This is a genomic window from Alcaligenes sp. NLF5-7, assembly GCF_024266725.1.
Taxonomy (GTDB): domain Bacteria; phylum Pseudomonadota; class Gammaproteobacteria; order Burkholderiales; family Burkholderiaceae_B; genus Alcaligenes; species Alcaligenes phenolicus.
This window is the reverse complement of the sequence record NZ_CP100755.1, coordinates 507,691-522,275: the sequence shown is the minus strand read 5'-3', so window position 1 is coordinate 522,275 and position 14,585 is coordinate 507,691. Positions and strand designations below refer to the sequence as shown.

The following is a 14,585-nucleotide window of genomic DNA, read 5'->3' as shown; positions in this document are numbered from 1 at the left end:
GACTATGACTTTCCATGTCCGTTCAATTCTTATCTTTGTTCTTGGGTTGTCGAGCTTAATGGTTGCGGTGCAGGCCCCGGCAGCTACTCCCACTGAGGGATGGAAAGTGATAGATACCAGCCAAAGCTATTCGGAGTTACTAAGCCATCTAAAAGAGGCTGTTTCCGAGAGTGACCTGCAAGTGGTATTTGACGTCGGCCCCACAGAGGCTGCAGCAAAGCGAGGTATCGACATTCCAGGAAACCGAGTGATTGGTGTGTTCAATAACGAATTTGCCGTTGATATTCTGAACTTGAGCGTGTCGGCGATGATCGAAGCGCCAATTCGGTTCTATGTGACCGAAAGCGAACATGGCCAAGCTACGCTTTCATGGATTCAGCCTAGTCATATATACGCTCCATATATTGATTCTGCTGACAACGTAAACAGCGCAGAGAAGCTTCGTGAAAAGTCAAAGGAGCTTGATCTTCTCTTTTCGGGGATTGCAATAAGTGCCACGCAAAAGAAATAGAAGAAACGTGCTCGCATGGGTGGCTATGGCTATCAGCTTGGATAGCAAACTTGGATTCTCATTACGAGTAACACGATGCTTTAGCTTTTGCATTCCATATATAGCGTGGCCTTCGAGCCTCCACTTGCTTGATTTACCTTCCTAATTACGATGACCAGTATGCAACAAGATAATGAACTGAAAGTTGTGTTTCACGCACCGACGCCCGAGGCGCTTCAGCGGGCGCGTAACAACGCGATGAACTTGAGACGGGAGGACCCTGGAGCAGATGTGTGTATCGTCATTAATGCTGAGGCGGTTGCCGGAGCCTTGGATGAGGCGCATCCAGATGCGGATGAGTTCACATGGGTGTGTCCGAATACTCTTGCTCGAATCAATAGGGAGAATCGACAGCCGCTTCGCTTACTGGATAGAGCCGCAGTCCTTGAGCTTGTTCGCCTACAACAAAGCGGTTGGGCATACATTCGGTCGTAATAGCTTGTCCATCTGGCATAGCGTGTTCCCAAGCATAAAGTCAGCCTCTTTCCCGGTCGGGTATTTGCGTTCCGCTACGGTGTTGACCCTGTCTGGTGGCGTACACGCAATGACGTTCGCGACAGGCCCGCTGCCTTCCTGGTCGTTGGCGATTGTACAGATCGCATCTTTGGCGGTGCTTGTGCGTGTCGTTGGCGATGCCAAGTCGCTTAAACAAGCTGCCATACGAGGTTGGTGGTTCGGCGCGGTGAGCTTCGGAGTCGGTTTGTACTGGCTCTTTATTAGCATGAATCACTATGGAGGTCTTTCCGCTACGCTGGCTGCTGCTGGTGTAATTGCGTTATCGGCCTTTCTGGCTTTATTTACCGGTATAGCATGTGCAATTTTTTCTTGGCTGCGGCCACCGTCTTTACGCACAGCGCCCCTAATGGGTGCTTTGGCTTGGTCGGGAGCATGGGCAAGTATGGAGTGGCTGCGCGCTGTGGCCTTTTCCGGGTTCCCATGGCTGAATATCGGCTACGCTCATGTTGATAGCCCGCTGGCAGGATGGGCGACAGTCCTGGGCGTGCATGGTACCGCGCTGTCAGCTGCGTTCGTAGCGGCTGCACTGGCCGCTCTTTGTTCGTCTCCTACTTCTTTGCGCCGGCCTGCCATTTTCACGCTGTCTGCGCTGGTAGTCGTCGTCGGCGTGGGCGAGCTTTTGACTCATGTCGAATGGGCTTCGGCCGAAGGTAAGCCATTGAATATTCGGCTAGTTCAAGGAAATATTAAGCAGTCTCAGAAGTTTGATCCGGCATTGCTTGAACTGGGCATTGCCAGGCACTTGCAGCTTGCGACGAAACCGCCTCTTCCTGACGAACCAGTTCCCGATCTAATCGTGCTGCCTGAGACCGTACTACCAGTATTCCAGGACCAGCTCGAAGCCCATGTCTGGAAAGCGTGGCGCGACGTTGCCGAGCGCCAGCACAGTACGATTGCTATGGGGGCGCCTCTTCGAATCGCACAACCGAGCGGAGAGTTTCGGTATACCAATAGTGCAATCGGTTTTGACGCTAGTACGCCGGTGCAGCAGTTGATAGAAGGCACGATGCCGCAGCGTTATGATAAGCGCCACTTAGTGCCATGGGGCGAATATGTGCCACCGGGCTTTGAGTGGTTCGTGCAGATGCTCGACATGCCCATGGGCGAGTTCGACCGTGGTCCCATCCGACAGACTCCGTTCACGGTAGGCGAGCAGCAACTGGCTTTCAACATTTGCTATGAGGACGTGTTCGGGCCGGAAATTCTACCGGCGTTACTCACAAGCTCCGGCAGCGACGAAGGCGCGAGCGTTATCGTCAACATAAGCAATCTCGGCTGGTTCGGTGATACGTGGGCACTTCGCCAGCATCTACAAATTGGCCGGTTGCGCAGCATTGAGACTGCTCGACCTATGGTTACTTCCACCAACACCGGCATTACGGCAGCTATTGATCCGCATGGCCGTGTTCTAGCCGCATTGCCCCCGCACCGCTCTGGTGTGCTGCCGGTCACTGTGCAAGGTATGACGGGCCTGACTCCGTATACCCGCTTCGGCGATATCCCCGCGCTGATATTGGTGGCGGTCTTTCTGACGATTGCTGCCCGATGTCGTTATAGCCGTCGCTTGTCGAACAGGAGGCACTCGAACGCGCCGGAGTCCTGCTACAGAAGTAATGGAGGCATTTGAGAGTCGGGACATCGATATTGGGGAAAACGCCTTTAACGGACTACGACACTTGCTAAGTGCTCGTGGGATCTGGTCAAGCTAATTAATGGAGAGTACGGTGGAACTGCGTCATCTGCGTTGCTTTCTAGCGGTTGCTGAAGAGCTCCATTTTGCCCGCGCCGCGGAGCGGCTCCACATCGAGCAGTCACCCCTGTCGCGTGCTATCAAAGAGCTAGAAGATGAGTTGGGTGTGGTGTTATTCGCTCGAACTACACGAAGCACTCGGCTAACCCGAGCGGGGCTACTGTTCTTGGAGCATGCACAACGAGTCTTCGTCTCCTTAGAGCAAGCCAGAGACAGTGTCAAAGCGGCGGCCAATGGCTTCTACGGTCAATTGCGCTTCGCGTTGTCCGATAGCATTACTCCATCACGCTTACCGGCCTTGTTAGCGCTCTGCCGCCAGGAGGAACCTCAGATTGAGATCCGCCTATTCGAGGTGCCTGTGTCGCAGCAGCTCAAAGGGCTGCAAGAAGACTTGTACGATGTGGGGCTTGCACAATCCAATGAGGTTGGGGACGGCATAGTTGCCGAGCCGGTATGGAGCGACCCGCTGATGGTAGCCGTGCCGGCGAGACATCCGTTGCTGAGTTATAAGCGAATTCCTCTGAGTGAAGTCTTACGGTATCCACTTGTGCTGTGTGATCCTTTGGCGTGTGAAGGGTTCTCTCGTCAAATAGACCGGGTGTTGCGGCAGGCCGAAGTAGAGCCTCTAATCGCAGAGCGAGTTGCATCTTACGACCTGATGATGGCATTGGTGTCGGCGGGTTTTGCACTCAGCCTAGCTAGCGCCCCACATATTGCAGCAAGTCGGGAGCCAGGTATAGTGGCACGGCCGCTTGCGGGCCGCTCGCCGGTGTTAATGACGTATCTGCTGCGTCGGGATGACGAAGTTTCTGATGAGTTGGCCCGCTTTATCAAGCGCGTGCAGGCTATTGACATACTCCGTCAGCTCAAGCCGATGTAATCTGAGGTCGACTCTAAGGAGCAAATAGAGCCATGAAACGAGTCATCTTTATTTTTCTGGTAATCATACTGAGCGGTTGCGGCCAGTCAGAAACGACTGAACAGAAGCCGGATGTCCCGACCGTAGAAGAGTTGGCTGCCGATCCTACGATGTTAAAAGAGCTACGCGGGCAGTGCAAGACGGATCGTACCAATATGGAAGATCTACTGTGTGACCGGGTGGCCCAAGCAACGCGCCAGCGCTTTTACGGGGACGGCACCGTACCTTACTCCCCACCGGATACGCCACCTAAGTTCTGAGTCGTCGGCATTTCCCTACGAACCCCATTTTTCTTTATCAACACGCCGTAACGCGCCCGCGCCTGCGGCGTTTTCTTTGTATTCGCCCCTCCATGAATTGATGCTTTTTTTATCAGCATTGTCCCGATAACAGTCTTTGACCAGCACTGATCTGGCACCGATCCTCATAGGCAGGCACATTCGTGTGCCGCTGTTGAGCGAGAAAGTCAGGCAAGAAAGTCGGAGGCTGGGTCATGCAAGGGACGAACGTACTGTTCGGGCAGATCGCCGTCGTATTCGGCATCGTGATCGCCGGAGTGTGGAGCGCCACACAATGGACAGCTGCCGCCCTGGGTTATCAGCTACGCCTGGGCTCGCCGTGGTTTGATTTCTACGGTACGCCGATCTATCACCCCTGGCGCCTGTTCGAGTGGTGGTTCTTCTTCGACGCCTACGCGTCGGAGGTCTTCAATACCGGCGGTGTGATCGCAGGCGGCAGCGGCCTGGTTGCCGTGGTGGTCGCCATCGGCATGTCGATCTGGCGTTCGCGCCAGGCGCGGCTGGTCACCACCTACGGTTCGGCACGCTGGGCCGAGACTCGCGACATCCGCGAAGCCAGATTGACCCAACCTGTCGGCGTCTTCCTGGGTCAGCATGAGGGGCAGTATCTGCGTCACGAAGGGCCGGAGCATGTGCTGGCCTTTGCACCCACGCGTTCGGGCAAAGGCGTGGGCCTGGTAGTGCCTACCTTACTGTCCTGGCCGGCGTCGACCGTCATTCACGACATCAAGGGCGAGAACTGGCAGATCACCGCCGGCTGGCGTGCGCGCTTCTCGCACTGCTTGCTGTTCAACCCCACAGATAGCCAATCCGCAGGCTACAACCCGCTGCTGGAAGTCCGGCGCGGCGCGCATGAAGTGCGCGATGTGCAGAACATCGCCGACATTCTGGTTGACCCCGAAGGTGCATTGGAGCGTCGCAACCATTGGGAAAAGACCAGTCACGCGTTGTTGGTGGGCGCCATCCTGCATGTGCTCTATGCCGGTGAAGACAAGACGCTGCGCGGCGTTGCCAATTTTCTCAGTGACCCAGCGTGTCCGTTCGAGCTGACCTTGCACCGGATGATGACGACCCCGCACCTGGGCCCGGAGGGGGGGGAAGGCAGACCGCATCCTGTGGTGGCCTCCGCCGCCCGTGAGGTGCTCAACAAATCGGATAACGAGCGTTCGGGTGTGCTGTCCACCGCCATGTCGTTCCTTGGCCTGTACCGCGACCCGACGGTAGCCGAAGTCACCTCGCGCTGCGATTGGCGCATCGCCGACCTGATTGCCTCTGCCCATCCGGTATCACTGTATCTGGTGGTGCCGCCCTCGGACATTTCACGAACCAAGCCGTTGATCCGCCTGATTCTCAATCAGATCGGACGCCGGTTGACGGAGTCGCTCGACGGCTCCGACGGCATCGAACGTCGCCACAAGCTACTGCTGATGCTCGATGAGTTTCCGGCGCTGGGCCGCCTGGACTTCTTCGAGACGGCGCTGGCCTTCATGGCGGGCTACGGCATTCGCAGTTTTTTGATCTCGCAGTCGTTGAATCAAATCGACAAAGCCTACGGCCAGAACCATTCGATTCTGGATAACTGCCATGTGCGCGTGACGTTTGCCACCAACGACGAACGCACCGCCAAGCGGATTTCCGAAACCCTGGGCACCGCTACCGAACTACGCGCCCAGCGCAACTATGCGGGACATCGGCTTGCGCCCTGGCTGGGACACCTTATGGTGTCGCGCCAGGAAACAGCGCGGCCACTCTTGACTCCTGGCGAAGTCATGCAGCTTCCGCCGGACGAGGCCGTGGTGATGGTCTCCAGCGTGGCGCCGATCAAAGCCAAGAAGCTGCGCTACTACCGGGATGCCAACTTCAAACACCGCCTGTTGCCGCCGCCCGTGCTCGCCGCCGGTCGCTATGCGGACGCGCCGCCAGCCCGTTCCGATGATTGGAGTGGTCTGTCGATTCCGGCTGTTCCCGTTGCGCCCGCCTCGGCGGGTGGCGATGGCATGGCGGGCGTGGCCGATGACGGCGGCCCGCGCCATCGGCCCGAGCTAGACGAAGCCGCCACCTACAGCCCGCAGCCAGAGTACCCCGCCAGCGACCTGGCGCTGCTCGATGACGACGATCTGGCGCCTGTTCTTCCCAGCCAGCTTGATCCGGCCATGCAGCGCGTGGCGCGGCTGGCTGTCCTCGACCCTGATGACGGAATCCAGTTATGAGCCGATATCGCCTGAATCTCTTCATCCACCCTGAACACGCCAAGCGCCTGGACGAGCTGGCCGCCAAGAAAGGGGTGTCCAAATCGTCCATCGTCGCCGCCGCCTTGGCTTCGTGGCTCTCGCCCGATGCCGGCGACCAGCGCGAAGCGGCGATGGCCAAGCGCCTGGATCGCCTGTCACGCCAGTTCGAGCGCTTGGAGCGTGACCAGAATATCCAGATCGAGACGCTGGCGCTGTTCGTGCGCTATTACCTGACGGTGAGTACGCCGGTACCTGAAGCCCATCAGGATGCCGCCCGCGCCCAGGGCAAGGCGCGCTTTGAGCAATTCATCGAACAGCTTGGCCGCCACCTGCTGCGCGGTCGCAGCCTGGTGCGCGACGTGGTGGAGGAACTGCATCCCGAGCCGATACGGATGGACGACGCGCCAGTGCATTTCGAAGCACAGGAGCGTGTCTCATGAGTGCTGTCCCGCAGTCTTCTTTGTCCACTTCGCTGGATCGCCGTATCCAGATGCTGCGCACGGCGATGGGGCCGGTGATCGCCGCCGCACTGGAAGACCCGGACGTTGTGGAAATCATGCTCAACCCCGACCGCAGCCTGTGGGTGGATCGGCTCTCGTCGGGGCGTACCCCCTTGGGCGTCGAACTGTCCGAAGCCGATGGTGAACGCATCATTCGTCTGGTTGCCGCCCACGTCGGTGCGGAAGTGCATCGCGGCCAGCCGCTCTTGAGCGCTGAACTGCCCGAAACAGGCGAGCGCTTCGAGGGCATCTTGCCGCCCGCCGCACCTGGCCCGGCTTTTGCGCTACGCAAGCGGGCAGTGAGCATCCTTAGCCTGGATCGCTATGTGGCCGACGGCATCCTCACTGCCGAACAAGCCGAGTTTCTGCGGCGTGCGGTACGTGAGCGCCAGAACATCCTGATTGCCGGCGGCACCAGTACCGGCAAGACGACGCTGGCCAATGCCTTGCTGGCCGAGATCGCCGCCACAGGTGACCGCGTACTGGTGCTGGAAGACACCATCGAACTGCAATGTGCCGCCCGTGACCACGTGCCGCTGCGTACCCGTGCCGGGGTCGTGTCGATGCAGGAGCTGGTGCGCGCCACCATGCGCCTGCGCCCCGACCGCGTGGTGGTCGGCGAGGTGCGCGGCGGCGAAGCCCTGGATCTCATCAAGGTCTGGGGCACCGGCCACCCCGGTGGCATCGCCACCATTCACGCGGGCTCCGCCTTGGGCGCGCTGCTGCGCCTGGAGCAACTGATTCTCGAAGTCGCGGTGAACCCGCCTCGGGCGCTGATTGCCGAGGCGGTCAACGTCGTGATTCACATCGCCGGACGGGGCCGCAAGCGCCGCGTGGACAGTATTGCCCGCGTCATCGGTTTCGATGCGGCGGGCTATCGCCTGGGGGATGCGCTGGAGACGCCGCTTTCTGCACCGTCACCTATTTCCGATGCCGCACCCGCTGCGGCGATCTTCCCATCCCCTGATTCCGTTGGAGAACTGCCATGACGCCTGCTGATGTATTTCGTATTTCCGTGATTCCGCTTTCTACTATGAACCGCCTGCGTCTGCTTGTCCGGCCTGCCGCGCAAGGGTTGCTGCTGGCCATGATGTTGATGCTCCTGGCCGGCGCAGCACACGCCGCTGGTTCCTCCATGCCCTGGGAAGGGCCGCTGCAATCCATTCTGGAGTCCATTCAAGGGCCGGTGGCGCGCATTGTGGCGGTCATCATCATTATCGCCACGGGGCTGGCGCTCGCCTTTGGTGACACCAGCGGAGGCTTTCGCAAACTGATTCAAATTGTCTTTGGTCTGTCCATCGCGTTCGCCGCATCTTCGTTCTTCCTGTCGTTCTTTTCGTTCTCGGGCGGGGCCGTCGTATGAGTGTCGACACCAAAGGCGCATCGAGCTTCGCGTCCGGCTTTGAAATTCCGCTGCATCGCTCGCTGACCGAACCCATCCTGCTGGGCGGCGCACCGCGCACCGTGGCCATTGCCAACGGCACGCTGGCGGCTGCCGTGGGGCTGGGTCTGCAATTGTGGATACCGGGCGTCGTGCTGTGGATCGTCGGCCACTCTCTGGCGGTCTGGGGCGCGCGGCTGGACCCGCAGTTCATGCAGGTGTTCGCGCGCCACATTAAGCACAAATCGTTGCTGGACGTATAAGAGGATACCGTCATGCTGAACCTTGCCGAATATCGCCAGCGTCCCGCCTTGCTGGCAGACTGGCTGCCCTGGGCCGGATTGGTTGCGCCGGGCATCGTGCTGAATAAGGATGGTTCCTTTCAGCGCACGACTCGTTTTCGCGGACCTGATCTGGATAGCGCGACCCAAAGCGAGCTGATCGCCACGACGGCGCGCTTGAACAATGCACTACGGCGCCTGGGGTCGGGCTGGGCGCTTTTCATTGAGGCCGAGCGCCGCCCGGCGGCGGGCTACCCCCATTCGGACTTTCCTGAAGCCCTGTCCTGGCTGGTCGATCAGGAGCGCCGCGCCGCCTTCGAAGAGGCTGGGAATCACTTCGAGAGTGCCTATTACTTGACGTTCGTGTTCCTCCCACCCGAGGAGTCTCGCGCCCGCGCAGCGGGGCTGCTCTATGAGAACCGTCCCGCCGAAGGCGTGGACTGGCGTGAGCGGCTGGCCGCATTCGTAGCGGAAACGGATCGCGTCTTTGATCTACTTGATAGCGTGATGCCAGAAATCGGCTGGCTGGATGACAGCCAGACGCTCGCGTACCTGCATTCCACCATCTCGACACGGCGTTACGGCATCGGTGTGCCGGAAGTGCCGTTCCATCTGGATGCGCTGCTGAGCGATTGCGCACTGGTGGGTGGGCTGGCACCGACACTGGGCGACGCACATCTGCGCGTGGTATCGGTGCGGGGCTTCCCGACGTCCACCTGGCCGGGCATTTTGGATGACCTTAACCGGCTTGGTTTTGCCTATCGCTGGAGTACGCGCTTCATCTGTATGGACAAAGCCGAGGCGGAAAAGGAGCTGCGCCGCCTACGTCGTCAGTGGTTCGCCAAGCGCAAAAATGTCGTGGCGCTGCTGCGGGAAACGATTTTCCAGCAGGAGTCGCCTCTGGTCGATACCGATGCCAGCAACAAGGCCGCCGATGCAGATGCTGCCTTGCAGGAGTTGGGCAGTGATCAAGTCGCCTTTGGCTACGTCACCACTACCGTGACGATGCTGGATGCCGAACCCGCTGCGGCCGATGAAAAGCTGCGCATGATTGAACGCGTCATCCAGGGCCGGGGTTTTGTGACGATTCCTGAGACGCTGAATGCTGTGGATGCCTGGCTCTCGTCCATCCCCGGCAACGCCTACGCAAATGTACGGCAACCGATTGTGTCTACATTGAATCTGGCGCACATGATGCCGGTATCAGCAGTGTGGGCTGGACCGGAGAAAAACAACCATCTGGACGGCCCCCCGCTGATTATCACGCGCACCGAAGGCGCCACACCATTCCGGCTGGTGACGCATATCGGCGACGTGGGCCACACCCTGGTCGCAGGACCGACCGGCATGGGCAAGTCGGTGCTGCTGGCCGTCCTGGCCAAGCAGTTTCGCCGCTATCGCGGTTCACGTATTTTCGCCTTCGACATGGGCCGTTCAATGCGCGCCACCATCTTGGGCCTGGGCGGGGAGCACTATGACCTTGGCAATGATGGTGAGATTGCCTTTCAGCCGTTGGCGCGCATTGACCACGACGGCTACCGCACTTGGGCCGCAGAATGGATCGAAGGTCGCTTGCTGCACGAAGGCATGGCCGTCAGCCCCGACGATAAAGTCGCCATCTGGTCGGCGCTGGGGAGCCTCGCAGGTGCGCCGGTGGAGCAGCGCACGTTGACGGGTTTTTCCGTGCTGCTGCAATCGAACACATTGCGCCAAGCGCTTGCGCCCTATGTCCTGGGCGGCTCACACGGCAAGCTGCTGGATGCCGACCATGACCGGCTGGGCATGGCCGACGTGCAGGGCTTCGAGATGGAAGAATTGATGCACAGTCCGGCCGCCGTGCAGGCGGTGCTGCGCTATCTGTTTGCCAGGTTTGATGAACGCTTCGATGGTGCTCCCACCCTCCTGATTCTAGATGAAGCATGGTTGTTTCTCGATGAACCGTCCTTTGCCGCTCGTATCCGGCAGTGGTTGAAGACCCTGCGCAAAAAGAATGTCAGCGTCATCTTTGCCACGCAAAGCTTGGCTGATATCAAGGATTCGAGCATCGCGCCAGCCATCATCGAAAGCTGCTCCAGCCGCATCTTCCTGCCCAATCCACAGGCGACCGAACCGCAGATTCGCACGATCTACGAAGGCTTTGGCCTGAATAGCCGACAGATCGAGATTGTCGCCACCGCCCAACCCAAGCGCGACTACTACTACCAATCGCGTCTGGGCAATCGTCTGTTCGACCTTGACCTGGGACCGGCGACGCTGGCCTTTGCGGGGGTGTCCACCCCGCAAGACCAGCGCGACATCGACCGAATCCTGCTAGACGCTGGGGTCCCCGGCTTTGCGGGCGCTTGGCTGCGCCATCGCGGTCTGGGCTGGGCTGCCGATCTGCTGCCCGATTTTCCCGGTCTCTCGCCCGTTCCCGAGCTTTCCCCTTCATCCCTGGAGAACCTGCCATGAAAACCCGCGCGCTATCCGTATCGCTTGCCGTCGTGCTTTCGATGTCGTTACTCGCTGTTTCGCCCGCCTGGGCCTGGAAAACGGTCTTTGATCCGTCCAACTATACGCAAAATACGCTGACTGCCGTCCGCACGTTGGAGCAGATCAATAACCAGATTAGCCAGCTTCAGAACGAGGCGCAGATGTTGATGAATCAGGCACGTAATCTGGCGAGCCTGGATTTCAACGTCGTGAACCGTCTGCGTACCGCGCTGGCCGCCACCGACCGTTTGATCGGCCAGGCGCAGGGGCTCAGTTACGAGGTGGCGCACATGGATCAGGAATTCGCCCGCCTGTATCCCGACCAGTACGCCGCAACTGTCAGCGGCGACAGTATGGCTCAGGATGCGCGGGCGCGCTGGCAGAACACGCTTAATGGCTTGTACACGGCCATGCGGGTGCAGGCGCAAGCCTCGCAGAACCTGCGCGACGATGAAAGCGCGCTGGCAGATCTGGTGAACCAAAGCCAGTCGGCGCAAGGCGCGTTGCAGGCCATGCAGGCGACCAACCAGCTTCTGGCTTTACAGGCCAAACAGAGCATTCAGGCGCAGCAGCTTCAGATTACCCAGGATCGGGCTGCCGCCTTGGAGCTGGCCCAGCAAGCCGCCGTGACCGAGCGCGCCCGTGAAGTACGGCGGCGCTTCCAGGGCAGCGGCACGCCATACACGCCACAGGCCGTGACCTTCTACGGCAACTGACCGGAGCGCTTGAGCCATGAACGACGTGGCGGTGATCGACCGTTTTCTCGCTACCTTTGCGCAGTACATCGACTCGGGGTTCGGGCTGCTGCAAGGCGACGTGGCGTTTCTCACCGCCACCCTAGTTGTCATCGACATGACGCTGGCCGGCCTGTATTGGGCAATGGGTCACGCCAGCGGCCAGGGCGATGACGTGATCGCCAAGCTGCTGCGCAAGGTGCTTTACGTCGGCGCCTTTGCCTACATTATCGGCAATTTCAACGCGCTGGCTGGGATCCTGTTCCGCTCGTTCGCGGGATTGGGGCTGATGGCCTCGGGCTCGTCGTTGAGCATGGGTAACTTTCTGCAGCCAGGGCGGCTGGCCAAGACCGGCATTGATGCCGCCGCGCCGATTCTGGAGCAAATCGGCGACATGGCGGGCTTTCCCCAAGTATTCGCCAACATCGACCCCATCGTGGTGCTGTTCCTGGCCTGGATGGTGGTGGTGCTGAGCTTCTTCGTGCTCGCCATCCAGCTTTTTGTGACGTTGATCGAGTTTAAGCTGACCACGCTTGCCGGCTTTGTGCTGGTGCCGTTTGCCCTCTGGAACAAAACCTCGTTCCTTGCTGAGAAGGTACTGGGCAATGTGGTGTCTTCAGGGGTAAAGGTGCTGGTGCTGGCCGTGATCGTCGGCATTGGCAGCGGCTTGTTTGCCGAGTTCCAGGTGCATCCCGATGAGCCGTCCATCGACTATGCGCTGGTCATCATGCTGGCCTCGCTCTCTTTGCTGGCGCTAGGAATATTCGGGCCGGGCATCGCTACGGGGCTTGTCTCCGGCGGGCCGCAGTTGGGCGCGGGCTCCATGGCCGGTGCCGCCGTGGGTGCTGTCGGGACTGCGGTTGCCATCGGTGCGGCCGCCACAGGGGTGGGTGGTGCGGTGGCGGCAGGCGCGCGCATGGTCCCGGGTGCCGTCCGCATGACATCCGGCGCAGCGCGCTCCATCGGTTCAAGTGTGGGCAGCATCCGGTCGGCCTCTCAGACAGGTCCTACAGCGGGTAGCGGCCTTAAAGGAGCGGCGGGGGTGACTTCCGCTTCTGGCGCCGGGATAGGTGCGTCCGGTGTTGCGTCATCTGAACCAGCCGGCACCGCACAACCGGCCTGGGCCAAGCGCCTGCACCGCAGACAACAACTGACGCAAGCCGCCACGACTGCCGCCCATGCTCTACGCGGTGGGGATGGAGGCGGCACGGGCCAAGGTCCGAGCCTTCGTGATGCCGATTCATAAGGAGAACAACCATGCGTTTCAAACGACCGCAGGTGCGCTATGCCGAGACACCGCAACCTGCAACCCCATATCAATCCGCCGCCCAGGTCTGGGATGACCGGATCGGTTCGGCTCGCGTACAGGCCAAAAACTGGCGGCTTATGGCCTTCGGCTGCCTGCTGCTCGCGCTATTCATGGCCGGTGGCCTGGTGTGGCGCTCGATGCAGTCCACGATCGTTCCCTATGTAGTGGAGGTCGATAGCCTGGGGAATACGCGGGCGGTCGGCAAAGCTACAGAACCCTACAGCCCGAAGGAGGCTGAGATCGTTACGCATCTTGAACGCTTCATCAAGCTTGTTCGCTCGCTTTCTATTGACCCCGTGGTCGTGAGGGAAAGCTGGCTTGAGGCCTACCGCTACACGACGGATCGCGGTGCCGCCGTGCTGAACGAATATGCACGGCAGAACAGTCCTTTCGCAAAAGTGGGTAAGGAGTCCACAACTGTGGAGGTCTATAGCGTGGTTCGAGCCAGCGACATGACCTTCAACATTCGCTGGATTGAACGGCACTACGCCAACGGCGCTCTTGCGTCCACGCAGCGCTGGTCTGCCGTCATCACGCTTGTCCATAAGGCGCCGAAAACAGAGGACGAACTGAGAAAGAATTCCTTGGGCCTGTATGTCCATGGATTGTCCTGGAGTCGAGATTTGAACGTGTCGGAAGGAGCACAGCCATGATTAATGTTGTCCGCATGTGGGTTGCCCCCTTAACCCTGATCATCCTCGCTGGGTGCGCTACGCACGGCAAGCCACCACCAGCCATTTCGCTCGATGAGCCGGTAGCCGCCGAGCTGCTGCCCGAACCACCCAGCCCGGTCGAAGTGATTGCCGTGCCCGAACCGCTGGCGCTGCCGGCGCAACTGAAACCCTTGCCGGACACGGATGCGGGCAAGTCCACGCCCGAACCCACCGATGAAACCGTCCGGGTGTCCCGCGCCAATGCCGAAGCGCGGATTGCGCCCACACGCGAAGGTTATGTCAATGCCATTCAGGTCTGGCCCTATAGCGATGGGGCGCTTTATCAGGTCTATACCGGCGTGGGCCGCGTAACGGTGATTGCGCTGCAGCCCGGCGAGGAGCTGGTGACGGTGGCAGCCGGCGACACCGTGCGCTGGATCGTGGGCGACACGTCCAGCGGCAGCGGCGCGGACTTGCGCGTGAATGTGCTGGTCAAGCCTATCCGCTCAGGCCTGAAAACGAACCTCGTCATTACCACCAATCGCCGAACCTATCTGCTGGAACTGACGTCCACCGAAAAGACATGGATGGCGTCGGTGTCTTGGGAGTACCCGAAGGATCGGATGCTAGCCTTGCACCGCCAGAACCGGGCCGCGCAGGCTGGCGCGTCCGTCGATACCGGGCTGGCGCTGGAGAGCCTGCGCTTTCGGTATGCAGTCAGCGGCAGCAATCCGCCCTGGAAGCCGCTGCGCGCCTTTGATGACGGACAGAAGGTCTATATCCAGTTTCCTGCAGGGATTGCTCAAGGGGAGCTGCCACCGCTCTTTGTGATCGGTGCTGAGGGCGACGGTCAACTGGTCAACTATCGCTTCCGTTCGCCGTACTACATCGTGGATCGACTCTTTGGCGCAGCCGAACTGCGCCTGGGTGGTGATCGAGGCGACGTGGTGCGCATAGAGCGTACCGATGGCGTGGCGCGGAGGAACTGAG

14 protein-coding genes are annotated in these 14,585 nt (G+C 60.0%); all 14 read left to right on the top strand.

The window, feature by feature from the left end:
- Positions 1-4 precede the first annotated feature (4 nt).
- The 14 genes from MID00_RS02500 to trbG all read left to right on the top strand — a co-directional run bounded on the left by MID00_RS02500 (position 5) and on the right by trbG (position 14,584).
- The gene (locus MID00_RS02500) at positions 5-511 is read left to right on the top strand and encodes a DUF302 domain-containing protein (RefSeq protein ID WP_254499630.1); all 507 of its coding nucleotides are present in this window, start codon (positions 5-7) and stop codon (positions 509-511) included.
- A gap of 583 nt (positions 512-1,094) precedes the next feature.
- Complete coding sequence (lnt, locus tag MID00_RS02490) at positions 1,095-2,693, top strand: apolipoprotein N-acyltransferase (protein ID WP_254499628.1); 1,599 nt, start codon at positions 1,095-1,097, stop codon at positions 2,691-2,693.
- 97 nt (positions 2,694-2,790) lie between these two features.
- Complete coding sequence (locus MID00_RS02485) at positions 2,791-3,696, top strand: LysR family transcriptional regulator (RefSeq protein ID WP_254499627.1); 906 nt, start codon at positions 2,791-2,793, stop codon at positions 3,694-3,696.
- Between the two features lie 32 nt (positions 3,697-3,728).
- Complete coding sequence (locus tag MID00_RS02480) at positions 3,729-3,995, top strand: EexN family lipoprotein (RefSeq protein WP_254499626.1); 267 nt, start codon at positions 3,729-3,731, stop codon at positions 3,993-3,995.
- Positions 3,996-4,228: 233 nt separating this feature from the next.
- Positions 4,229-6,244, top strand: coding sequence for a conjugal transfer protein TraG (locus MID00_RS02475; RefSeq protein ID WP_254499625.1), 2,016 nt, complete (start codon positions 4,229-4,231; stop codon positions 6,242-6,244).
- A complete protein-coding gene (locus MID00_RS02470) occupies positions 6,241-6,705 on the top strand; it encodes a CopG family transcriptional regulator (RefSeq protein ID WP_254499624.1) in 465 nt (154 codons plus the stop codon). The genes MID00_RS02475 and MID00_RS02470 overlap by 4 nt, the downstream gene beginning before the upstream one ends.
- Positions 6,702-7,754: a P-type conjugative transfer ATPase TrbB gene (trbB, locus tag MID00_RS02465; protein WP_254499623.1), complete on the top strand. Its 1,053-nt coding sequence runs from the start codon at positions 6,702-6,704 to the stop codon at positions 7,752-7,754. Before MID00_RS02470 ends, trbB begins: the two co-directional genes overlap by 4 nt.
- A complete protein-coding gene (locus tag MID00_RS02460; RefSeq protein WP_118994238.1) occupies positions 7,751-8,128 on the top strand; it encodes a TrbC/VirB2 family protein in 378 nt (125 codons plus the stop codon). Before trbB ends, MID00_RS02460 begins: the two co-directional genes overlap by 4 nt.
- Positions 8,125-8,409 carry a VirB3 family type IV secretion system protein gene (locus tag MID00_RS02455; protein WP_118994239.1) on the top strand — a complete coding sequence of 95 codons (285 nt, stop codon included), beginning with the start codon at positions 8,125-8,127 and terminating at the stop codon, positions 8,407-8,409. Before MID00_RS02460 ends, MID00_RS02455 begins: the two co-directional genes overlap by 4 nt.
- Positions 8,410-8,421: 12 nt before the next feature.
- Complete coding sequence (trbE, locus tag MID00_RS02450; RefSeq protein ID WP_118994240.1) at positions 8,422-10,878, top strand: conjugal transfer protein TrbE; 2,457 nt, start codon at positions 8,422-8,424, stop codon at positions 10,876-10,878.
- On the top strand, positions 10,875-11,615 hold the full coding sequence (gene trbJ / locus MID00_RS02445) for a P-type conjugative transfer protein TrbJ (protein WP_118994241.1): 741 nt from the start codon (positions 10,875-10,877) through the stop codon (positions 11,613-11,615). Before trbE ends, trbJ begins: the two co-directional genes overlap by 4 nt.
- A gap of 16 nt (positions 11,616-11,631) precedes the next feature.
- Positions 11,632-12,879 (top strand): P-type conjugative transfer protein TrbL, encoded by a 1,248-nt coding sequence (gene trbL / locus MID00_RS02440; RefSeq protein ID WP_118994242.1) that lies wholly within the window; start codon positions 11,632-11,634, stop codon positions 12,877-12,879.
- Positions 12,880-12,890: 11 nt separating this feature from the next.
- Positions 12,891-13,595: a conjugal transfer protein TrbF gene (trbF, locus tag MID00_RS02435; RefSeq protein WP_118994243.1), complete on the top strand. Its 705-nt coding sequence runs from the start codon at positions 12,891-12,893 to the stop codon at positions 13,593-13,595.
- Positions 13,592-14,584 (top strand): P-type conjugative transfer protein TrbG, encoded by a 993-nt coding sequence (gene trbG / locus MID00_RS02430; RefSeq protein ID WP_118994244.1) that lies wholly within the window; start codon positions 13,592-13,594, stop codon positions 14,582-14,584. Before trbF ends, trbG begins: the two co-directional genes overlap by 4 nt.
- Position 14,585 lies beyond the last annotated feature (1 nt).

What these genes read in the sequence shown, in the direction of transcription:
- MID00_RS02475 (WP_254499625.1), top strand. Translation starts at nt 4,229, where the DNA reads ATGCAAGGGACGAACGTACTGTTCGGGCAGATCGCCGTCGTATTCGGC.
- trbF (WP_118994243.1), top strand. Translation starts at nt 12,891, where the DNA reads ATGCGTTTCAAACGACCGCAGGTGCGCTATGCCGAGACACCGCAACCT.
- trbJ (WP_118994241.1), top strand. Translation starts at nt 10,875, where the DNA reads ATGAAAACCCGCGCGCTATCCGTATCGCTTGCCGTCGTGCTTTCGATG.
- MID00_RS02480 (WP_254499626.1), top strand. Translation starts at nt 3,729, where the DNA reads ATGAAACGAGTCATCTTTATTTTTCTGGTAATCATACTGAGCGGTTGC.
- lnt (WP_254499628.1), top strand. Translation starts at nt 1,095, where the DNA reads ATGACGTTCGCGACAGGCCCGCTGCCTTCCTGGTCGTTGGCGATTGTA.
- MID00_RS02500 (WP_254499630.1), top strand. Translation starts at nt 5, where the DNA reads ATGACTTTCCATGTCCGTTCAATTCTTATCTTTGTTCTTGGGTTGTCG.
- trbG (WP_118994244.1), top strand. Translation starts at nt 13,592, where the DNA reads ATGATTAATGTTGTCCGCATGTGGGTTGCCCCCTTAACCCTGATCATC.
- trbB (WP_254499623.1), top strand. Translation starts at nt 6,702, where the DNA reads ATGAGTGCTGTCCCGCAGTCTTCTTTGTCCACTTCGCTGGATCGCCGT.
- MID00_RS02460 (WP_118994238.1), top strand. Translation starts at nt 7,751, where the DNA reads ATGACGCCTGCTGATGTATTTCGTATTTCCGTGATTCCGCTTTCTACT.
- MID00_RS02455 (WP_118994239.1), top strand. Translation starts at nt 8,125, where the DNA reads ATGAGTGTCGACACCAAAGGCGCATCGAGCTTCGCGTCCGGCTTTGAA.
- trbL (WP_118994242.1), top strand. Translation starts at nt 11,632, where the DNA reads ATGAACGACGTGGCGGTGATCGACCGTTTTCTCGCTACCTTTGCGCAG.
- MID00_RS02470 (WP_254499624.1), top strand. Translation starts at nt 6,241, where the DNA reads ATGAGCCGATATCGCCTGAATCTCTTCATCCACCCTGAACACGCCAAG.
- trbE (WP_118994240.1), top strand. Translation starts at nt 8,422, where the DNA reads ATGCTGAACCTTGCCGAATATCGCCAGCGTCCCGCCTTGCTGGCAGAC.